Genomic DNA, 20,460 nt, shown 5'->3' with positions numbered 1-20,460 from the left:
CTAGTTGCCCAGCGTCGTCAGATCCGGGTAGTTCGAGACCTCCCAGCCGCCGTCGACGACCAGACTGGTTCCGGTGATGTACGAGGCGTCGTCGCTGGCGAGATAGAGGCAGGGGCCCGCGATCTCGTCGGGAGTTGCTGCTCGGGACATGGGGATTCGGCTGAGAAACATGTCGCGGGCGGGTTCGTAGTTCATGACCGGCGCGACCAGTGGCGTGTCGACCAGGCCGGGTAGAACGGCATTGACCCGGATCCCCGACGCAGCCAGTTCGATCGCGGCATTCTTGCTGAACATCTCGACTCCGGCTTTGCCTGTCGCGTATGCGCTCCCGTAGGGGCTCGGCACGTGCGCGTTCAATGAGGACACGTTGACTATCGCACCACCGCGACCATGCTCTCGGATATGCCGCGCTTCATGTTTGGTGCAGAGGAAGACGCCCTTCTGCACCAGGTCGATGGTGAAGTCCCAGTCGGCCTCGTCGAGGTCGACGATCTGCCCCACCCTCGACGCACCGGCAACGTTGAAAGCCAGATCGATACCGCCGAATTCCGCCGCCGCCGCGGCAAGGGCCTCGGCAACATCGGATTCCTTGGTGACGTCAGTGGGAACGGCGAGGAAAGCCCCGCCCTGCTGGGAGGCTATCTCTTTCAAACCCTCTGCAGCGATGTCGATTCCAGCTACCTGTGCGCCTTCGTCGATAAGCCTTAGTGCGATGGCTGCACCGATACCTGATGCTGCTCCAGTGACGACTGCTGTTTTCCCGGCAAATCTGGACGTGTTAATGGGCACCTGCTTTCAAGAACTTTCCGGTTCGGCGGTTGCCGAGAACGGGTGCTGCTTCTCCGTCGCCGAAGACGTACTCGCCGCCGACGAACACTGCGGTGACGGTCTGGTCGTTGCGATTGACCATGCGGGAGAGGTTGTCGTACTCCACAACCGGGCTTTCCGCGTACGCGTCGAGCGAATCGTCGAGATGAGCGGGATCGATCACAACCAGGTCGGCGCGATCACCTAATCGAAGGTGCCCGGCATCGACGTCGTACCACTCGGCGAGTTCACCGGTGAGACGATGCACCGCTGCCTCGACGGTCATGAACGGACGGCCGACCTTTTGGGCATCGTAGACACGTCGTAGTAGGCGTAAGCCGAAGTTGTAGAACGCCATGTTGCGCAAATGCGCTCCGGCGTCGGAGAACCCGAGTTGGACGCCATTGTCCTGGGCGAACTTGTCCAGAACCTCCGGCCGGTGGTTCGAGATGGTTGTGCGCCAACGCACTTTCGTGCCGTGTTCGAGGACCAGATCCAGGAATGCATCGACAGGGTGGAGGCCGCCACGTTCGACGCCGACCTGCCCGAAGCTCTTGCCGACCAGGGATTCGTCGGGGCAGGACACGATCTCGGCGTCGAAGAAATCGCGATGCCAAACTTTGACACCGAACTTCTGGTCGTAGTCCTTGCGGAATTGTCGACGGTAATCCTCGCTCTGCATGAGGACGTTGCGTTCCATCTCGTCGGTCAGATGCAGTGCTGCAGCGCCGGATCCGAACTCCTCGAAGACAACCAGGTCGATGCCGTCGGCATATACCTCGAAGGGAACTGGTAGGTGCTGCCAGCGCAGGTCGCCGCCGAGTCGATTGACCAAGTGTGCCAGTGGGCCGAGTATCACCACGGCCAACTTGTTGGACTTGATGTCGGCCGCCGAAAGCATGCTCGTCTTGAGTCGCTTACGCCAGATACCCGCGCTGGAGAACGCCATCGCTCCGGTACTCATCGGGTTGGAGAGGTCAGGTCCGGCCTGAAATACCCGTCCCCGACGGCGCAGGATCGCATTGAGTCGGCGTCGTTCTTTCGTGGTTGCATACGTCGACGGCAGCGTGCGTGAGCGGCAGGTCTCGCCGTCGAGTTTGTCGAACAACAATTGCTGACTGGACATCCCGACGAATCCTGCGTCGAGAGCTTCGGTCAACTGTGCTTCCATCGACGCGAGTTCGGCGTCTGTGGGATGGACGTCCTTCCTGGTAGCACGATCCAGTCCCATCTCGGCGGCCCGCATATCGGAGTGTCCGATGAAGGCTGCAACGTTGGGACCTAGCGGAAGCGCCTCTAGTGCAGCAACATACTCGCTCGCAGAGTTCCAGGTCTTGGCACGGTTGAGTGCGTCGACGACGTGCTTACGCGGAATTGCCTCTACTCTGCCGAAGAGATCACCCGCGTCGGAGGGGCTGGCGTGAATGGTGGACAGGGAACACGATCCGACAAAGATCGACGTGACCCCGTGTCTGAGAGATTCGCTCAGCGCCGGGCCTTCGAGGATCTCGACGTCGTAGTGAGTGTGGATGTCCACGATGCCCGGGATCACCCACTTGCGCCTGGCGTCGATGACACGGGGACAGTTGGTTTCGTCGAGTGGATCGAGGGAGATGGCAGTAACCAACCCATCGCGGATACCCAGATTGCGGACAGCTGGTTTGGCCCCGGTGCCGTCGAACCACAGACCGTTGTTGATCACGGCGTCGTAGGTCATGAGAGAACCACCTTTGCACGTATCGTTTTTCCGGTTGCATTGCGGGGCAGAGGAGTTGTGCTCAGTTTCCACTTCACCGGCACCTTGAAGTAAGCCAGTCGTTCGGCGACGTAGTCGCGTAGTTCTTCTTCGCCGGCGGCTCCCTCACTCCGCAAAACGACGACGGCTGCAACTTCTTGGCCGAGGTCTGCCGAATCAATGCCGATCACAGCGCATTCGAGTACGGCGGGATGCTCGTCGATGGTCTGCTCGATTTCGAGAGGGTAGACGTTCTCGCCGCCGCGCAGGATCAGGTCGGATCGGCGACCCGTCAGGCGGAGTCGGCCGTCCTCGAATACTCCGAAGTCGCCGGTTCGGAGCCATCGATCAGGACCGATAGCGGCTGCAGTCGCGGTCTCGTCGTTCCAGTACCCCAACATCACATAGGCGCTGCGCGCGCAGATCTCACCTTCCTCGCCGTCGGGGACTGCAACACCGAAGGGGTCGCGCACCTCCACGCTCACCCCGATGATCGGCCGGCCGAGAGTTCCGGGGAACGCGGCAAGTTCCGGTGGTGTGGCAACTGAAATGCCGGTGGAGGATTCGGTGAGCCCGTAGCTGTCGACCAAGGTGTGCTGCGCAAAAGGCAGTCGTGCGCGCAGTCGGTCCTGCAAGGCCGGAGATGACGGCGCAGACGCGAGCGCAAAGGCGCTCAGTGAGGTCAGGTCGTACTTCTCGAGACTGCCGTACTCGAGGAGACGGGTTGCCATGGTGGGGACCACCGCCCAGTTTGTGACCTTCTCGCGTTCGACGAGGGAAAGGACTTCGTCGACGTCGAAGGCGCCCTGATGGATGACCACCGCTCCGCCCGTCGCGAGTCGTGGGATCGCCAGGTTATGCAGGCTTGCAATGTGAAACAGCGGCGCGGTCAGCAGATACCGCAAGTCACTCGGTCGGCCGTCGCTGGTTTTTCCGGTGAACGCCGCAGCGAGGCGATCGCTGTAGCGGTGGTAGTCGATGACGGCCAACACGTTTCGGTGACTGTGAACAGCCCCCTTGGGGCGGCCACTGGTTCCGCTCGTGTACAGGATGACGGCCGGATCGTCCTCGTTGACGGAAGTACGGGGCAGTGTCGATCCCGAATACTTCTCCATCAAGGTAGGTAGATCTTCTTCCATCGTGAGTACGGGAACATCGGTGTTCAGTTCGGAAAGAATCTGCGCGCGTTTGGCGTCGGCGATCACCACTGTGGGGGTGGTGTGATCGATGCCGTACGCCACCTCGCGGGCCACCCACCACGAGTTGAATCCGACGGCGATGGCACCGAGGGACTGAGCCGCCCAGAAGGTCATCACCCATTCCGGCGTATTGGCAGCAAGTATGCCGACCCGATCACCCTTGCGGACGCCGTACCGCTCGCGGAGCGCCGTCGCCAATGCTGCTACGGCCTCGCCGTGCTCGAGGTAGCTGAAGCGTCGGTCCTTGGTCACCAGATAGTCGCGTGATCCGTAGTCGAAGGATGCAGCGAGCACGTCGCCGAGTGCCTTGTCACGGTTCTTCATGACGGGCATCGAACTGCCCAGTACATCCTCGACTTGCATCTCGAAAGGACCACCGGGGCCGGTCAGCCCGGCCATGACGGACGCGATGAATGCTTGTGTATCAGCGGAAGTAGTCACGTGAAGTGCCTTTCGAAGATTAGGGTACGAGCACTGCGCGTCCGGTGACCTTGCCGTGTTCGAGACGGTCGAGTGCGTCGCGGGCATCAGCGAGGTCGAAGCGGGCTACTTCTACGGTTACCAGACCGGCCTGTGCCAGGGCGATGGAATCGGCGAGGTCGTTTCTGGTGCCGCCGTACGACTTCCGGATCGATGCGCCCCACGGCCAGCCTGGTCCGCCGGCAGCTTCGGCAGTGATTCCGGGGTTTCCGCCTCCGAGACCTACCATGCGATACGCGCCGTTCGGCGCAACCGCTTGAACGGACATCTGTGCAGTTGCGTCGATGCCGACGAAGTCGAAGATGACTTCTGCGCCTCTGGCCGATGTGAGGTCGAGGATGTGCTGCGCGGTGTCCGGTCCCGATTCGAGCGTGATGTCGGCGCCGCAACGTTTGGCGAGATCGAGTTGATCCTGTCCGACATCGACGGCGATGATGCGCACGGCACTGATTGCGCGAAGTATCTGTACTGCAACGTGACCGAGTCCGCCGACGCCGATCACGACGGCGGTGGCACCGGGCTGGAGATGTTCGCGGGCACCGCGAATGGCGTGGTAGCTCGTCAGTGCCGCATCGGCGAGAGGTGCGGCCTGCAGGAAGTCGAGGTCTCCGATGGGTACGAATGAGCGAGCCGGGATCTTGACGTACTCGGCCATCCCGCCTTCGGGACCAAGCCCGGGGCAGGGCGGCATCGCGGTGCGTCCAGCGGCGAGGCACATATTCTCGTTGCCGCTCATGCATTCTCGGCACTGTCCACATGACCAACAGAGGTAGACGACGCCACGCTCTCCGACGGAACGGCCGTCGACGCCACTCCCGACGGCTTCGATCGTTCCGGCAATTTCGTGGCCGATAGTCAGCGGTTCTTCGCGCATCTTGTACGGAAAGTGCAGGAGATGGAGATCGGAGTGGCAGATTCCCGCTGCGCCCACCCGAATCAGTAGTTCCGACGGGCCGATCTCCGGGACCGGCACGTCGTTGATTTCCAGGAGCCCGGGCCCCATGAGCTGGGCTGCCTTCATGAGCTGACCTCGCTGACCTCGGAGTTGTATGCGGCGCTCAGGTACGCGTTGCTGCGGTCGGATCCGATCAGGCCCGGTGCCATCTTGTTCATGACGTAGGCGAAGGTCATCCGTCGGTCCAGATCGTTGACCAGCATCGAGCCGCCGATACCTGCCCACCAGCAGGTGCGTCCGTCCGGAATCAGTGGCGCGGTAACCGGATGTGGCAGTCCGTAGCCGATGCCGAACTTGAGTGGTGTCATGATCCCGAGATCGATACCGTCGGCTTGGATCTCGAAAATCAGGTCGATGGTGCTCTGCGAGAGCAGCTTCCGGCCGTCGAGCACACCACCGTTCGAGATCAGGGATTGGACCCGAGCGATAGAACGTGCGTTGCCGTGGCCGTTGACTGCGCCGATCTCGGCTTCCCGCCAGGGTGCGGTGTTGACCTCGGGGTAGTCGAGCAGTGGGCAGGTCAGGGTCTTGATGAAGATGCTGTCCTGGTCGAGCGTGGACAGGTCGAACTCCAACGCGGGCGGCGGAACCATGGTGGCGATTCGACCGAAATGCTCTGCGGACGTGCCGATATGGAAGTCGGCTCCCAGTGGACCGGAAAGCTCTTCGGCAAAGAACCTGCCGAGAGTTCGCCCGTCGATGCGACGAATGACCTCACCGACGAGATGGCCGTAGTTGATCGCGTGATAGCCCGACGCCGTACCCGGGGTCCACCAAGGCTTCTGGGTAGCGAGGCGAGCGGTGGACGCCTCGAGGTCGTAGATGTCCGTCAGTTCGATCGGGCGCTCCCAACCGGAGACGCCAGACGTATGCGACAGGAGGTGGCGAACTTCGATGTCTTCCTTACCGTTTGCCGCAAATTCGGGCCAGTAGTGAGCAACTTTCTGGTACACGTCCAATTGGCCGCGTTCGACCAGCAGGAGCGCACACAGGGCCGTCATGGTCTTGGTGATGGAGAACGTGTTGACGATGGTGTCGCTGCCCCAAGGAGTGGTACGGGATTCGTCGGCGTACCCGCCCCAGAGATCGACCACGGATTCTCCGTCGATGGTGATGGCAACGGAGCCGCCGAGTTCTTCACCGGATTCGAGTTGAGCCTCGAAAGCCGCTCGGACGGCGTCGAACTCGTTGTCGCAGTGACCGTTCACCAGACTCATGCGCGATCCGCCTTCTCGAGTTCGTGTGCTGCTGCACGCGCGGCAACAGGTAGCTTGTTTCCGGAGGCCGCAGCACGCTTGGTGCCCTTGGCGATTTCCTTGTTCATGTTGCGGACGTAGGGATCGAACTCGAGCTGGATGGTGTGCCGCGGCGACTTGTAATAGGGGGCGAGGAAGTACGCCTCGTCGGCTTTGGTGATCTCCTGCATCTCGTTCGCAGACGGCAGTTGGTATTTGCCGGTCAGGTAGGCCGCGACGAGTTTGCTCTGCTGCTCGGCGAAGTTGACGAGTGTCGGCATGGGCTGCGCCAGTCCCATGAAGAAGAGGTTGTCGATGCCGGGCTTCATCATTCGTTTGAACAGTGGGAATCGGTTGTCTTTGTCCGGCAGCAGATTCGGATCACTGAAGAAGGGGAAGCTGATGTTGTAGCCGGTGGCGCAGATGATCACGTCGACGTCCTCGGCGGTGCCGTCCGCGAAGTGAACCTGCTTTCCGTCGAGTTTGGTGATGGCAGGCTTGAAGGTTATGTCGCCTGACCCGGCGCGTCCGAGGAACTCGCCGCTGGCCGACGGGTGGGCCTCGAAGGGGCGGTGGTCCGGCTTCGGCAGACCGTAGCCTTCCATCGTTCCCAGATTCTTGCCGAGGAATCGACGACTCAGGAACAGTCGTAGACCACGCGGCATCCAGGGCGGGGTGATCAGTTTGTCGCCGGGTACACCGCCGAGATATTTCGGCAGTACCCAGACTCCACGGCGAGCCGACACGATGAGCTTGTCGGCGAGGTATCTCTGGCCCAGTTCGGAGGCAATATCCAAGCCGGAGTTGCCCATTCCGACCACGACTACCTTTTTGCCGCGCATGTCGACCGGGTCGAACGGGTCGTTGTAGCTGTGGCTGTGCATGAGGACCCCGTCGAACTCACCTGGGTAGTCCGGGATGTTGGGATCCCAATGATGTCCGTTGCAGACCATCAGGACGTCGTAGGTGCGAACTTCGCCGTCCGAGCGCGTGATGGTCCACAGCCCGTCTGTATCACGTTCTGCTGCAACAACACTGGTGTTGAAGATGATCGACTCACGCAGCCCGAAGTGCTCGACGTAGTCCTTGAAGTACTGGAAGAGTTCGGAGTGGTGCGGGAAGTCGGGAAGGTCAGCGGAGACCGGGAAGTCCTCGAATGCCAAGCGCCACTTCGACGTGTCGATATGCAGGCTCTGGTAGCAGGCCGACATCCCGTTGGGATTCTTGTAGTACCAGTTTCCGCCGACCTCGTCGGACGCTTCGTAGCAGTCGAAGGGTATTCCGAATTCCTTCATTCGCTTGGCCGTCGTGATTCCGGTAGGCCCGGCGCCGATGATGCACACGCTCGGCAAGGGGGAGGGGCTCATTCGCCATCGCTTTCTGTTCTGTCTCGGGCGTGCGAGAAGAAGAATCGAAGCCCGAGAAGTGACTTGAGTCATAGTGCGCCATTCGCTGACGTTGTGTCAATGAATGACGCAATGTTTTTTGGTGACGGCGAGTCGGTGATTTGCCAGGAGGTTGAAATGCGAGCAAGGTGGGCGACGTGAGCACGACTACGGACGGCCCGAAGAACAGGCGGGGAACACTTCGCGACGAGCAGAAACGAGCGACGCGGGCCAAACTCGTGGACGCCGCACGCACTCTGTTCGAGGAACGGGGATACGCGGCCGTGACGGTCGATGACATCGCCTCGGTCGTCGGATGCAGTAGAGCCACGTTCTACGTGCATTTCGCCAGCAAAGTGGAGATGCTCAAGACGATCGGCGCGGCCGGGATGGCGGCGAGTGCGTTCGCTTTCTACATCGATCTCGATCGGGTCCTCGACACGAACTCTCGCGTGGAATTCACGGCTTGGCTGGAGCGTGCCTTCGACTGGTTCGACGAGAACAAACGCCTGCTGCCGGCGTGGGACGAGGCCGTGGCACTCGAACCGGAGTTCCGCGAGACAGCGCGAGACGGTATGACCCAACTACCGAATGCCATGCCCAAGTACCTGGGCCGTTGGCCGGAGGAACAGCACGACGAGGCACGGTTGCGCGTCGAACTGCTCGTGAGTCAGTTGGAGCGATTCTTCACACGCTGGGCCGTGCAGGGGACAATCGATGTGACGCGGATTCAGGCCGCCGAAGTTCTGACCGACATCTGGTTCCCGGCTCTGTCTCCGGAATCGAAGGGCGTCGGCGAGCGGTAGAGGCTAGCTCGGATCGATCTCCACACTGATCGCGCCGGTGAGCAGTTCTCTGGCTCGTTCGATGGGGATCGAGCCGCTCAGCCAGCGCTCACTCAAACCCTCGACCAGGGCGGTGAGTCGCTCGGCGGCGTCGGCCGGGCTTGCCTCCGGGTCAGCGAGTCCGGCGTCCTGCGCTTGGCGGATCAAAGATTTGACGTCGTCTGCCCACTCTTGCGTCGTGGTGCGTAGCGGTTCGCGCAGTTCGTCGGCGAAGACTGCGCTTGCTCGGAGTTCACCCCAGGCGATGCTGTTCTCTCGAATCTTCGGGGCATTCTGAAACTCCAGCAGGAGCATCTGCTCGAGCTGCGCACGAGGGTCTGTCTCCGTGAAGGCGCTTTCGGTGTACAGCGCGGCGCGATCGTTGATGTGATCGAGGGCCCGGCGCAGCACACCTGCACGGTTCTGGAAGTGGTAGTAGATGAGTGCTGTCGACACTCCGGCCTCGGCAGCGAGTGTCTCCACCCTCAGCCCGCGTACGCCGTGTTGGGCAATGACGCGGACTGCTGCTTCCAAGATTTGCGTTTGGCGGTTCGACACGAGTCCGAATTCTACGAGGGTGGTCGGGACAGGTTTCTAGTCCGCGGGTTCCTGCTGGGTGGTGCAGTGAATGCCGCCACCACCCGCGGCGATGGCGTCGATGTTGATCTGCACGACACGGCGGTCGGGGAAGAGGCGCTCCAATTCACTTCTGGCGGCCTGGTCGGCCTCGGGGTCACCGAACTCGGGTGCGATGACCGCGCCGTTGCATACGTAGAAGTTGATATATCCGGCTGCGAAATCGTCCGATTCGAAGTCGGGCCTGATCGCGACCGGCGCCTCGAGGACCACCACTTCCAGCTTCCGTCCCTGTGCGTCGGTCGCGTTCTGGAGAATCTCGAGGTGACGTGCGGTCACGTCGTGGTCGAACGACTCCGGGTCTGTGTCGAGGCCTGCGACCACGACACCTGGGCGTGCGAAACGGGCGTAGAAGTCCGTGTGGCCGTCCGTGATGTCCTTGCCGGCGATTCCCGGTAGCCAGATGATCTTGTCGAGACCGAGCAGGGGGCCGAGTTCGGCTTCGACGTCCGACTTCGACCATCCCGGGTTGCGGTTGTTGTTGAGTACACAGCTTTCGGTGATGATGGCTGTGCCTTCGCCGTCGACCTCGATGCCGCCGCCTTCGAGGATCAGGTCGGTAGGCAATGATTCGACTCCCGCACGGGCGGCAACGAAGGCTGCGACCTGGCCGTCCTGATCAAAATCCTGCTTCTCGCCCCAACCGTTGAAGTTGAAATCGATACCCGCTTTGGTCCCGTTGCCTTTCACGAATACGGGGCCGGTATCGCGCATCCAGAGGTCGTCGAGAGGCGCGGCGATCAGTTCGACCGATGGGCCGACGAGGGAGCGAGCCAAGTCCAGTTCCTCGGAACGAACAAGCATCGAGACGGGCTCGAACTGCGCGATGGTCTGCGCGATCGTCGCGAGGTTGCGCTGGACCTCGGGCAGGAGGGCTGCTCCCCAGATCGCTTCGCTGGCACCGAACGCCATCCAGGTGCGCTTGTGTGGATCACCCTCTTCCGGCATCACCCACTCGCGAAGATCGTCGTCTCCATTGCTCCCGCCCGAGGCTGAGTCGGAATCGCCGCAACCTGCCAAAAAGAGGCCACTGAGCGCAGCGGCGCCTGCCTGAATGAACCGACGTCTTTGCATTGCGGTGACTCCTTGTGCTGTGTGCGTGCGCGCCCGGTCCGCGTCCCGCTTGCATGGAGCGTAAACCTTGACTGAAAATTTAGTCAAGTGAGTAGTGCCAGTTCGGGACCGTTTCGGGGGACGACACGACGGATCGAAGGACTCATCCGTCGGAAGGTCACGAGTCGATGAGTCCTTCGACCGTTCCCCGCCATCCGCGGCGCTGGTAGTCCCGGGGCGACATGCCGTGGGCACCGATGAAGACCTTGGTGAATCCGGACGCGTGCGCGTAGCCGAGTCGACGGGCGGTCTCTCCGGCCGAGAAGCCCTCCTCGAGGTAAGCGCGGGCGAGGGTCATCCGCAACTGACCGCGCCAGCGCGGGAAGCTCTGGCCGGTGGCCGCTACGAAGCGTTTGTGGAGCAGGCCCTCGTCGACGCCGAGTCGAGCGCTCCACTCCGGCAGCGTGCGCGAATCGGTGGGGTCCGCGCGGAGTGCGGTAAGGATCGTTTCGACAGGATCGGTTCGGCCGCCGGGTGTCCGCGTCGCCGCGCTGTTTCGGATCAGCCTCGAGATCCTCGCTGGGTCATGGATCTCGGGGCGCAGAAGGGTGTAATTCGCAACGACCGTGTGCAACAGATACGCCTCCGCTTCGCGCGCGAAGTGCAGCACTCGTGGCGGCGGTGCAGTGACGGGAGAGTCGCCAGGCTGGGATCCGAGCGGAAGTAGAAGCGAACCCTCCGCGATCTCGACGCTGTTGCGTACTCCCGCGGGAAGCCACATCGCGTCGCCCCGCCTCAGATTCCAGGTTCGGTCGCCGAAAGTGACCCGGGCGGAGCCTCGGTAGATCCAGACGATGACGTGAAAGTTGTTGACCCTGGCCCACGTTCCGCTTGCGGGAATCGTCGGCGGTATCGGCGCCGAGCCTGAGTGGGCGCCTTCCTCGGACAAGAGTGCGACGCTCTGTGCCAAGGTCTCGTTCTCATGGATCGGCGCTGAGCCTTGGTTTGCACGTGTGTAGTCACTGGGTGTCACACCGGTGTGTTCACGGAAGGCACGGGTGAATCCCGCGGGCGTCGCGAATCCGACCTGCCCACCCGTCCATCCGATTTCGCGGCCGGAGTTCAGGTATGCGATTGCTGCCGCGATCCGGGCCGAGGTGCGCCAACGCGCGAAAGGCAACCCCGTCTCCTCCGTGAATCGGCGCTGCAGGGTGCGGACGCCGATCTTGAGTTGCCGGGCGAACTGGGAAAGCTCCGTGTCGTCGGCTGGCGTCCGTAGAAGCGTGCGAGCGATCTCGAGGGTCTCGGCCGAGCGTGGCAAATTCGGTGGGGCGTACGACACCGAAGCGTCGGCGTCGTTGGAATGGGCCCCCGCGACAAGCTCGAGTAGTCCGGCCCCCACAGTCGCCCCACCGCGCAGAAATCCCAAGTTGTGCGCGAACTGGTGGACGAGCCAGTCCTGCCAGGCTGCCGGGATCTCGAAATCGATGATCCGGTTCAACGTGGGCGGCAGGTCGGCAGCGGGCATCGGAATGGGAAAGGCGACCGCTCCCGGGTCGACTCGGATGCTGTAGGCGATTCCCGCGGGCACCCAGGCTGCCGCCCCAGCGGTCACGCTGCGGGTGCGGTCGCCAATCTGTAGTTCCGCGTGTCCGGTGTGTACCCAGAAGAGCAGTGGCTCACGTGCATTCGCGATCAAGGAGAGTCGGGACGCGGGGATCTCGGGGACTTCGCCCGCGGAGAACACCAACCGTGGTCCCACGTATGCCCTCCCGATTCAGATGCTTTCTCACGCAGCCACCGATGAGTGTAAGAAGTCGGCACGCACGGATAACCGTAGCCGATTAGGGGAGGCTAGCTTTATTCAATGGCCCTTCCGCCGTGATCGAGCGTGGGTCGAACCCCCCCCGTCTGTGCGCTTCCGAGGAGTCTTTCCGTGCCCCGAAACACCCGTCCGACAACGGCGTACTCAGTCACCTTGCGTGAACTCGAGGTACGTCGGGTGACAGACGTGACGCCGGGCATGCGGAGAGTGACGCTCACCGGAGCGCAGCTCGACACCTTCACAAACGCCGATGGCTTTGCCGAGCCCGCCTTCGTCAGCACCGGCTTCGACGACGACCTCCGATTGTTGTTCGCCTATCCTGGCGAAACCGATCCGGTCTTGCCTGTGATAGTCGACGGCACTGTGACTTTCGCAGCGGGACGCCGTCCACTTGCCCGCGCGTACACCGTGCGCCGTTACGATCCGCGAACAAGTGAACTCGACGTCGATTTCGTCGTTCACGGCGGTGGAGTTGCTACCACCTGGGCGCGCGACGCCGGCCCGGGCGACCGAATGCACATCGCGGGTCCCTCTGTATCGCAGGGACTCCCGGAAGATTGCGAGTATCTGCTCGTCGTCGGTGACGAGACGGCGCTACCTGCGATCGCACGTCTGCTCGAGGAATTGCCTGCCGATGCCAGGGGGCATGTGTTCGTCGAAATTGCGGACTCGGCTCACATTCAATCGGTGCGCGAGTTGCCCGGGGTGAGTGTCACGTGGTTGCCACGCGAGGGGGCGGAGCCCGGCACTAATTCTTTGTTGCTCGACGCGGTCAGTGCAGTCGAATGGCCTGACGGACGCGTATTCGCTTGGCTTGCAGGCGAACAGGCGACGATTCGCTCGCTTCGGCGTCATTTGATTCGTGATCGAGGAATTGCGAAGACCGACATCGATTTCACCGGCTACTGGAAACGCAGCGACACAGTGCGCACAGATTCCTGACCCGGCTCCATCGCTCGGTAAGACCGAAGCGCTCGATAACACCGAAAGGCAGAAATGACAGTCCTGCGCACCAGACGATCACGGATCATCGGACTGATCGGGGCCGCGCTCGCCGCAGCGCTCCTTGTGTCCGGGTGCTCGGCCTCGGCCGAAAACTCGAAAACGGCGTCCACTCCCGGTTCGGAGGGGAACGCCCTTCCCGCTGCGGAAGGAACGACTACTTACCCGCTGACCCTGGAATCGCCATATGGTACAAGTATTCTCGAGAAGCGCCCGGAGCGGGTTGCCGCAATCGTCCCCAATGCCGTCGACACGGAAATGCTCCTCGCGCTCGGCGTCAAACCCGTTCTCTCCTCGTCGATGGTCAAGGAGTCGGCTTCCCAGTCGTACTTGCTGCCTTACGGCGCAGAGGATCTCGACACCTTCGAGTTCGCGATGGGCGGCACACTTCCCGTCGAAGCGATCGCCGCGAGCGAACCTGACCTCATCGTCGCCGTCGGCTGGGCCGACGGCCTGGGTGGTTTGTCGATGGGCGATTACTACGAACGTTTGTCCTCCATCGCACCGGTGGTGACGAGCCCCGACACGAAGTCGCGGATGCTCGTGCCGTGGAAGGAATCGATCCGCGTACTCGGCGAGACACTCGACCTCTCGAAGGCAGCCGAAAAGATCGTGGCGGACCATGATCGGTATTTTGCGAAGGTGCGTCAGGAGAACCCTGAACTCACTGGCCTGACCGCAACCTGGGCGATCTTCTACGGAACCGGCAATGGGCTGCAGTACCTTTCAGCGCCCGATTCGGCTCCGGCAACTTTCTTGGGCGAGCTCGGTTTTGCCGAGAACCCGCGTGCACAGGAGTTCGTCACCCAAAGCACTGTCGGCGAGGAACTTCTCGAGAACATCGATGCGGACTTCCTGCTGATCGGCCGCAGTGCCGCCGGCAGCGAGGAGGATTTCGACAAGCTGACCGGCGGGAAGCTCTTCCAAGCGCTGGGAGCGGTGTCCTCCGGTCGTTGGGTCGCTCTGCCTCCTCGCACCGCCGACGGTGGCGACGTTCTGTGGGCAATCACGAGCGGTGGCCCGATCGGAACGATGTGGGCGGCTGAACATATCGTGCCGCTCATCAGCGCGAAGCTGTAGGCGTACAACTGGAGAACGGAAAGCCCTCACCCGTCGCCACACGATTGTGTGGCGACGGGTCGTTCGTACAGCAGGTGTCCCGGGTTTGAGGGTTGCCTATGGGACGAAGAAGGTTGCGAAACCCGGGGTGACAGGTCCGGCGGCAGGCAATATGGCGACGGCAACTTGCCCGGCTCCAGTCTGCAGGGTTGCCTCTCCCGGGGTTCCTTGGTTGTCGCCAGAAAGCCGACCGGTGCCGGAGGCTCCTGTCGAGAGGTTCATCCAGCGCACTTCCGTCGAAAGCATGCAACCCCACCGCTCGTCTTTGGCGCCGGTGATCGTCACCGTGCCAGGTTGTTCGCCGACTACCGCCACACAGTGGACAGGGGGTGCGTCGAAGCTGCCGTTTGGGTTCCCGAACGGCGCCGGGTTGATTTGGAACGGAACGGTGACCGCAGCGGAGGCAACGGCTGCGGGCGCGAGAACCGATACGGCCACTATGGATACGCAGGCAGATAGTCGGCGTACGAGATTCGTCACGGTAACCTCCGGTAATCGAAGACGGTGTGGTGCCCATGCTCTACCCGGAGCGCAATTACCGCAAGGGGATCCAGTTTTCGAGCCAGCGGCGGTTCATGAATCGCTGAGTGCGTGACCGTTTGTAGAATCGTTGTCCTGCAACGCGTATCGGTATACGAAGCCTGTATTGGGCGGTGAATAGCCCAATCGTGCTGGGCTCCAACGAAAGTACTAACTTTCCAGCCATCGGCCAGCCGGCTTGCGGTGTAGCTCGACAAAGCTGGTGTTGTTCGCAAGGCGGGCTGAACGATTTCTCAGGGAAGGCAATGGATATGGATGATGCGCTCGTTCCGCTCGAAGATGCACTCCCGCAGCTGTTCTCGCATCTTTCGCCGTTTCACGCTGGCGTGAGGGGTCTGCGGCGTGGGCAGCCAAGCCGCGTTTGGGGGGGTCGAGCCTCGAACTGTCGAATGATTGCGACAGCAGTGGATTTCGTTGGATAGAAGTGCGGAGACCAATCCTGTGGTGGTGGCTGCGGGTCTCGAAATCACGTTTCATCTACCAAACAAATGCTTGATCGCTAGAGTGTGTGCGACATCGAAAGCCCGACAAAGCTCGATTTCGAAGGAGTTCGTATGGTTGCACCTCAGGCTTATGTCGTCGATGCGCTCCGCACTCCGGTGGGTAAACGGCACGGCTCGCTCGCAGGAGAGCACCCAGCGGACATGGGGGCCCACGTGATCACATCGATTCTCGACCGCACTCGACTGGACCCGATGGCCGTCGACGATGTGATCTTCGGTTGTGTCGACGCTATCGGGCCGCAATCGGGCAACATTGCCCGCACCGCCTGGCTTTCAGCAGGCCTACCGTTGGACATCCCAGGAACGACAGTCGACAGACAATGCGGATCTTCACAGCAAGCCGTCCACTTCGCAGCGCAAGCGGTCATGAGCGGGACCCAAGATGTGGTGCTTGTCGGCGGTGTGCAGAACATGTCCTCGATTCCTATCTCGGCGGCAATGTGTGCCGGCAACGAGTACGGATTCGACACGCCCTTCAGCAAGTCCCGGGGGTGGGCAGCACGATTCGGCGAGGCCGAAATCTCACAGTTCGTCGGCGCCGACCTGATTGCCAAGAAATGGGGTATCAGCCGTGAAGACATGGAGGAGTGGGCACTGCAATCGCATCAGCGTGCCCGTGCTGCCATCACAGACGGCCGATTCGAGCGTGAGACAGTGTCATTGGGCCAATGCGTCGTTGACGAATGCCCACGAGAGACATCCATGGAGCAGATGGCTGCACTGCCCGCATTGAGGGATGGCTCGTTGCTGACGGCTGCTGTGGCTTCGCAGATCTGTGACGGCGCATCAGCGGCCCTGATCGTCTCCGAGAAGGCGCTCGAGGTTCATGGATTGAAGCCACGTGCGCGCATTCATCATATGAGCGTGCGCGGCGACGATCCGATGCTGCAGCTCTCGGCGCCGATACCCGCGACGAAGTATGCACTGGCGAAATCCGGCATGGCGATCGGCCAGATGGATACCGTAGAAATGAACGAGGCATTCGCTTCGGTAGTTCTGAGCTGGTTGATCGAGACGGGTGCAGATCCCTCCCGGGTCAATCCCAACGGTGGTGGAATCGCACTGGGCCACCCTCTTGGGGCCACTGGCACCAAGTTGTTCGCCACGATGTTGCACGAGTTGGACCGCATTGATGGACGGTACGGACTCCAAACCATGTGTGAGGGTGGTGGGACCGCGAACGTCACCATCATCGAGCGGCTGAGCTGAGCTCGCGAAATTGGGCGGCATGGAAGACCTTCTGTTGTAGCGCTTTGTCGGGTGCAACGCGCCCAACAGGGGTGCCGTGGCGCGGTGTGCGACGATCCGAGTGTGGGAGAACAGGCGGATCGTCTTGCTCGTGGTGAGTGGTATCTCGATGATGACGAGCTGCGGGAACGGCGGCTTGAGTGTTGGCGTCGACTCGACTCGTTCAATGGGGCTGCGGCGGACGACGACGCTGTCCGCTCACGGGCTCTCGCCAGCCTTTTTGGTGAGGTAGGTGACGGAGCTTTGGTGGTGCCGCGGTTCCAATGCAGCTACGGACACAACATTCGGCTCGGAGCCAACGCATTCGTCAACGCGAACGGGTTCTTCATGGATGATGCGCTGATCACGATCGGCGCGGACGTGAGGATCGGGCCTGGAGCCCAGCTGATGACAGCGTTGCACCCTGTCGATGATCATCGACGGCGCCGCGAGGGATGGGAGCGGGCTGCTCCGATCGTCATCGGTGAGAACACGTGGCTCGGCGCCTCAGTCACTGTCGGTGCAGGAGTTTCGATCGGTCACAACGCCGTGATCGGCGCGGGAAGTGTGGTCTTGCATGACATTCCTGATCACGTCGTTGCTGCTGGATCGCCGGCAAGGGTTATCCGTCGGACACCTGCCGAAGTTGAGGGACTGCAACGCGAGCACTAGGGCATGCGATGTCAGAGGGTGATCGTGCGGGTGGGCTCCCAGATGGCGGGGTCGCGGTGGGTGACGACGAAGACGGTGGCCGCCAATTCCCGCACGGCGCCGGCGATACGGCGCTCGGTGGCCTCATCGAGGGCCGAGGTGGCTTCGTCGAGAACCAGGACGGGAGCGTCTTTGAGGAAGGCGCGAGCGATCGCCACCCGCTGACGTTCGCCGCCGGAGAGAGCGGCACCCTGGTGTCCGATGTCCTGATGAATGCCGAGCGTCGAGCGGTCGAGAACGGCGCCGAGGGCAGCGTGCCTTGCGGCGTCCTCGATCTCGGTTTCGGTAGCGCCCGGTCTTCCCAGTCCGATGTTCTCGCCGAGGGTGCCCGAGAACACGAGTGGGTCCTGCGGCACGTAGCCGATGTGTGCCGCCAGGTCTTCGTAGGGCAAGTCGCGCAATGAAACTCCGCCCAGAGTGACGCTGCCTTGGTCCGGATCGTCGAAGCGCATGAGCAGCCCGAGAAGTGTGCTCTTCCCCGTACCCGAGCGTCCTGCGACGAGAACTCGCTCACCCGCGGGGATCTTCGCGGTGATGCCGCGCAGAACCGGAGCGTGATCTACCCCGGCGACCTCGATGTCCGTTCCAACAGGGCGCGCGGCGTCCCAGGGTGCGGGCTCGGCCAGTGCGGGAGCCGAAGTCGCTGTGCGGTAGTCGCGAACCGTTGCGCGCAGCTCGTTGACTCCGATTCCGGCCAGGGCGAGTTCGTCGAGCGGCGCAGCGGCGCGGGCGGTGAGGATGACAAGCGCGAGAGCGGCTGCGGGATCGTCGAATCCGGTGGCGGCGAGGAAAATCACTGCACCTGCCAGCGGCACAATGGTGGCGATCGCCGAGATGAATGTCGCTGGTGCCGCGGCGAGATTTGTCCGTGCAAGCGCGGCTTCCTGATTCCGCCAGCTTCGCTCGATTCGTTCGACGGAACGTGTGGGACCGGCTGCTGTGCGCAGTAATTCGAGGTGGTCGGTGAGCTCGAGTGTCGACTGAGTTGCTGCGAGCTCGGCTTCGTGTCGGCGCTCGTCCGCTCGGCTGAGCGCACGTTGGGCCAGCGTCTGAGCGACGAGCGACACGGCGAGCAGTCCACCGACGAGCAGCATGACGCCTGGCCCCGCGACGACCGCGATCCCAGGAAGCAGGAGCAGCGGGATCAGCGGTGCAACCAGGAAGGTCTGAAGTTGGTGCGCGGGAACACTCATCAGCGACGGGATTCCGCGCCCGGCGACGGTGGCGAGCAGTGCCCGGTTGTCGTCGGTGAACCAGGACAGTTTCGCACGGGCGAAGGCGTCGCCGAGAGCGTCGTAGAGATCGCCCACGAGTCGAGCCCCGGTGAAGTAACCGCCCCGCGAGACCAGGACGGTCACGAAGAGAGCGATGGTGGCCGTGGCCAGGACGAGAACCGGCGACCGGTGATCAGCGATCGAGAGCGCGAGGGTGGTGTACGCGATCGCCTCGAGGACAGCAACGGACACCCAACCGAGTCCGATGGTGATCAAGCGTCGTCGGGCTGCATTGGCGCTGTTCATTATTCGGCTCCAGTCAGGGCTGCATTGTGCGAGGCAGCCTCGTTCAGGTTTCGACCGCCGAGGTCGAGTCGATCGTCGGCATCGTCTGCAAGAGCGGGGTCGTGGGTGACGATCACGACCGTCTTTCCTTCGTCGTGCGCGAGGTGCCGCAGTTCTTTCAGCAGTTCTGCCGCTGTCCGATCGTCGAGTGCACTGGTCGGCTCGTCGAGCAGCAGTACTGCTGCGGGCGAGAGGAACACCCGAGCGATCCCGACTCGCTGACGTTCTCCGCCGGAGAGTGAAGCTGCGTGGGCGTCGAGGCTGACGTCGATCTGTGCCCGGCGTAGTGCGGCGGTGTATTCCGCGTCCGTTGCATCGGGGGCGGCCAGCGCGATGTTCTCGCGCACCGTGGCAGGTAACACGTCTGCGCCCTGGGGTGTGAGCAGAAGGGACTGTGGCCGCAGGTTCTCGTCGATCGCGGTGATGCTACGACCTGCGTAGCGGACGGTACCCAGTTCCGGGATCTCGAAGCCGGCCAATGCTTTCAGGAGCGTCGTCTTGCCTGCTCCACTCGGTCCCGTGATCGCAGTGATCGTGGCTGGGCGGAATGCATGCGTGACGTCGTCGACGACTCTGCGGTCCGCGATCGTGACAGTCAGGTTGACGATCTCCAGTCGATCGGAGGGACTCGAGGCCGGAACGGTTGGCGCTTCACCGGCAGGGAGGGTGGGTTCGTCCAGGGCAGCGGCGAGCCGGCCCGCAGCAGAGCGTCCAGCAGCGACGTAGTCGAGGCCGTGCCCGAGCCGCAGGGCCGGTGTCACGATTGCGAGGCTGAAGAGAATGGTGGCGGCCAACGTCGTTGCATCCCAGTGGAATCCGACGGCATAGGCGATCGCGAACGTCGCCGTCGCCTGCATGAGGGCAACGGCGACGGCCGCAGGGGTAGCCACGAGTCGAACGCGCTCCTGCATTCCCCGGGTGAACCGTGCTGTCGATTCTGCATAGTCGGCGGCAGCGCCGGTCTGCGCGCCGTAGATCCGGCAGACGCGGATGCCGCGGGCATAGTCGTCCACGGCAGTCACGATGTCGCCCATGACATCTGCACTTTCGGCGCTGTGCCGAGCGGCCATTCGGGGGATCACGACCAGGTAGAACAGAGCTGCCACGATGCCGGGAGCCAGAGCGAGAAGCGCCACGGGGCCGGCTGAGGCAACCAACGCCGCGATCGTGACCGCGGGGACCACGATGAGTGTGGCGAACTCGGCCGGTAGGTGCGCAGTCATATGGTGCAGCGCCGAGATGTCGTCCGAAACGAGCCTCCTCAGCGCGTCTCCGCTGTAGCGGGACAGCGTGCTTGCCGGTAGGCGAACGAGGTGGGCTGCGAGTTGGCGGCGAACCCTTGCCTCGAAAAGCGATTCCGCGTGGTGCGAGAGCCACGACGATGTGGCAGCGAGCGCGACGCCCACGAGCCACAGCGCACATGCCCACCCGGCCCAGCTCATCGACGGTTCACCGATGAGTTGCACGACGCACCAGAGCGCCCCGAGCATCGCGACCCCCGACGCTGCGGCCGCGACGACCCCGGCAGCCAATGCAGGCAGCGCCGGGCGCAAGGCCGGGACCAGCGACGGTTCGACGAGAGGGCGGGGCATGGATAACTCCTTGAATCAGCGCCAGGGTGCAGGCACGACAAATGACCGAGACCTAAGGTTAGGGGTCGATGGC

At 62.6% G+C, this 20,460-nt stretch carries 17 protein-coding genes; 5 read left to right on the top strand and 12 right to left on the bottom strand.

Annotated elements, in window-relative coordinates:
• The 6 genes from ACVZUB_RS28190 to ACVZUB_RS28165 are packed head-to-tail and all read right to left on the bottom strand — an operon-like array spanning position 1 to position 7,778.
• Positions 1-789 (bottom strand): SDR family NAD(P)-dependent oxidoreductase, encoded by a 789-nt coding sequence (locus ACVZUB_RS28190; protein WP_054188276.1) that lies wholly within the window; start codon positions 787-789, stop codon positions 1-3.
• On the bottom strand, positions 779-2,524 hold the full coding sequence (locus ACVZUB_RS28185) for an N-acyl-D-amino-acid deacylase family protein (RefSeq protein ID WP_083056266.1): 1,746 nt from the start codon (positions 2,522-2,524) through the stop codon (positions 779-781). Before ACVZUB_RS28185 ends, ACVZUB_RS28190 begins: the two co-directional genes overlap by 11 nt.
• A complete protein-coding gene (casG, locus tag ACVZUB_RS28180; RefSeq protein ID WP_165638455.1) occupies positions 2,521-4,182 on the bottom strand; it encodes a steroid-24-oyl-CoA synthetase in 1,662 nt (553 codons plus the stop codon). The genes ACVZUB_RS28185 and casG overlap by 4 nt, the downstream gene beginning before the upstream one ends.
• A gap of 19 nt (positions 4,183-4,201) precedes the next feature.
• The gene (locus tag ACVZUB_RS28175; protein WP_165638454.1) at positions 4,202-5,242 is read right to left on the bottom strand and encodes an NAD(P)-dependent alcohol dehydrogenase; all 1,041 of its coding nucleotides are present in this window, start codon (positions 5,240-5,242) and stop codon (positions 4,202-4,204) included.
• On the bottom strand, positions 5,239-6,393 hold the full coding sequence (locus tag ACVZUB_RS28170; protein WP_482627966.1) for a serine hydrolase domain-containing protein: 1,155 nt from the start codon (positions 6,391-6,393) through the stop codon (positions 5,239-5,241). The genes ACVZUB_RS28175 and ACVZUB_RS28170 overlap by 4 nt, the downstream gene beginning before the upstream one ends.
• Positions 6,390-7,778 (bottom strand): flavin-containing monooxygenase, encoded by a 1,389-nt coding sequence (locus tag ACVZUB_RS28165; protein WP_482627965.1) that lies wholly within the window; start codon positions 7,776-7,778, stop codon positions 6,390-6,392. Before ACVZUB_RS28165 ends, ACVZUB_RS28170 begins: the two co-directional genes overlap by 4 nt.
• Before the next feature lie 167 nt (positions 7,779-7,945).
• Between ACVZUB_RS28165 and ACVZUB_RS28160 the strand changes: the two genes are divergently transcribed.
• Positions 7,946-8,602, top strand: coding sequence for a TetR/AcrR family transcriptional regulator (locus ACVZUB_RS28160; RefSeq protein ID WP_058038401.1), 657 nt, complete (start codon positions 7,946-7,948; stop codon positions 8,600-8,602).
• Between the two features lie 3 nt (positions 8,603-8,605).
• Here the strand turns inward: ACVZUB_RS28160 and ACVZUB_RS28155 are convergent, their stop codons facing one another.
• From ACVZUB_RS28155 to ACVZUB_RS28145, 3 genes are all read right to left on the bottom strand, one after another.
• A complete protein-coding gene (locus tag ACVZUB_RS28155) occupies positions 8,606-9,178 on the bottom strand; it encodes a TetR/AcrR family transcriptional regulator (RefSeq protein WP_482627964.1) in 573 nt (190 codons plus the stop codon).
• 36 nt (positions 9,179-9,214) lie between these two features.
• Positions 9,215-10,330: an agmatine deiminase family protein gene (locus ACVZUB_RS28150; RefSeq protein ID WP_037130621.1), complete on the bottom strand. Its 1,116-nt coding sequence runs from the start codon at positions 10,328-10,330 to the stop codon at positions 9,215-9,217.
• A 157-nt stretch (positions 10,331-10,487) separates the two neighbouring features.
• A complete protein-coding gene (locus ACVZUB_RS28145) occupies positions 10,488-12,071 on the bottom strand; it encodes a helix-turn-helix transcriptional regulator (protein WP_311094074.1) in 1,584 nt (527 codons plus the stop codon).
• Positions 12,072-12,245: 174 nt separating this feature from the next.
• On the opposite strand from ACVZUB_RS28145, the gene ACVZUB_RS28140 reads away from it, so the two are divergent.
• Together ACVZUB_RS28140 and ACVZUB_RS28135 are read left to right on the top strand one after the other, a co-directional pair.
• Entirely contained in the window at positions 12,246-13,076 is an 831-nt protein-coding gene (locus tag ACVZUB_RS28140) for a siderophore-interacting protein (protein ID WP_042451620.1), read from the top strand.
• A gap of 54 nt (positions 13,077-13,130) precedes the next feature.
• The gene (locus ACVZUB_RS28135) at positions 13,131-14,216 is read left to right on the top strand and encodes an ABC transporter substrate-binding protein (protein WP_030536179.1); all 1,086 of its coding nucleotides are present in this window, start codon (positions 13,131-13,133) and stop codon (positions 14,214-14,216) included.
• Positions 14,217-14,312: 96 nt separating this feature from the next.
• On the opposite strand, the gene ACVZUB_RS28130 is transcribed toward ACVZUB_RS28135, so the two are convergent.
• A complete protein-coding gene (locus ACVZUB_RS28130; RefSeq protein ID WP_003943006.1) occupies positions 14,313-14,693 on the bottom strand; it encodes a hypothetical protein in 381 nt (126 codons plus the stop codon).
• A 656-nt stretch (positions 14,694-15,349) separates the two neighbouring features.
• Here ACVZUB_RS28130 and ACVZUB_RS28125 point away from each other — a divergent pair.
• Both ACVZUB_RS28125 and ACVZUB_RS28120 read left to right on the top strand, forming a co-directional pair.
• Positions 15,350-16,507 carry an acetyl-CoA C-acetyltransferase gene (locus tag ACVZUB_RS28125; RefSeq protein WP_165638449.1) on the top strand — a complete coding sequence of 386 codons (1,158 nt, stop codon included), beginning with the start codon at positions 15,350-15,352 and terminating at the stop codon, positions 16,505-16,507.
• 102 nt (positions 16,508-16,609) lie between these two features.
• A complete protein-coding gene (locus tag ACVZUB_RS28120) occupies positions 16,610-17,197 on the top strand; it encodes a sugar O-acetyltransferase (RefSeq protein ID WP_042451691.1) in 588 nt (195 codons plus the stop codon).
• Positions 17,198-17,208: 11 nt separating this feature from the next.
• Here ACVZUB_RS28120 and ACVZUB_RS28115 read toward each other — a convergent pair whose 3' ends face one another.
• Together ACVZUB_RS28115 and ACVZUB_RS28110 are read right to left on the bottom strand one after the other, a co-directional pair.
• Positions 17,209-18,756 (bottom strand): ATP-binding cassette domain-containing protein, encoded by a 1,548-nt coding sequence (locus tag ACVZUB_RS28115; protein WP_482627963.1) that lies wholly within the window; start codon positions 18,754-18,756, stop codon positions 17,209-17,211.
• On the bottom strand, positions 18,756-20,387 hold the full coding sequence (locus ACVZUB_RS28110; protein ID WP_482627962.1) for an ATP-binding cassette domain-containing protein: 1,632 nt from the start codon (positions 20,385-20,387) through the stop codon (positions 18,756-18,758). Before ACVZUB_RS28110 ends, ACVZUB_RS28115 begins: the two co-directional genes overlap by 1 nt.
• Positions 20,388-20,460: the final 73 nt, after the last annotated feature.

The sequence above is a fragment of the Rhodococcus sp. OS5 genome, from assembly GCF_056837585.1.
The sequence above is the reverse complement of the archived record's forward strand: the minus strand, read 5'-3'. Positions and strand labels throughout refer to the sequence as shown.

Coding starts and splice junctions, on each gene's coding strand:
- ACVZUB_RS28185 (WP_083056266.1), bottom strand. CDS start 2,524: ATGACCTACGACGCCGTGATCAACAACGGTCTGTGGTTCGACGGCACC.
- ACVZUB_RS28175 (WP_165638454.1), bottom strand. CDS start 5,242: ATGAAGGCAGCCCAGCTCATGGGGCCCGGGCTCCTGGAAATCAACGAC.
- ACVZUB_RS28170 (WP_482627966.1), bottom strand. CDS start 6,393: ATGAGTCTGGTGAACGGTCACTGCGACAACGAGTTCGACGCCGTCCGA.
- ACVZUB_RS28165 (WP_482627965.1), bottom strand. CDS start 7,778: ATGAGCCCCTCCCCCTTGCCGAGCGTGTGCATCATCGGCGCCGGGCCT.
- ACVZUB_RS28150 (WP_037130621.1), bottom strand. CDS start 10,330: ATGCAAAGACGTCGGTTCATTCAGGCAGGCGCCGCTGCGCTCAGTGGC.
- ACVZUB_RS28135 (WP_030536179.1), top strand. CDS start 13,131: ATGACAGTCCTGCGCACCAGACGATCACGGATCATCGGACTGATCGGG.
- ACVZUB_RS28125 (WP_165638449.1), top strand. CDS start 15,350: ATGGTTGCACCTCAGGCTTATGTCGTCGATGCGCTCCGCACTCCGGTG.
- ACVZUB_RS28115 (WP_482627963.1), bottom strand. CDS start 18,756: ATGAACAGCGCCAATGCAGCCCGACGACGCTTGATCACCATCGGACTC.
- ACVZUB_RS28110 (WP_482627962.1), bottom strand. CDS start 20,387: ATGCCCCGCCCTCTCGTCGAACCGTCGCTGGTCCCGGCCTTGCGCCCG.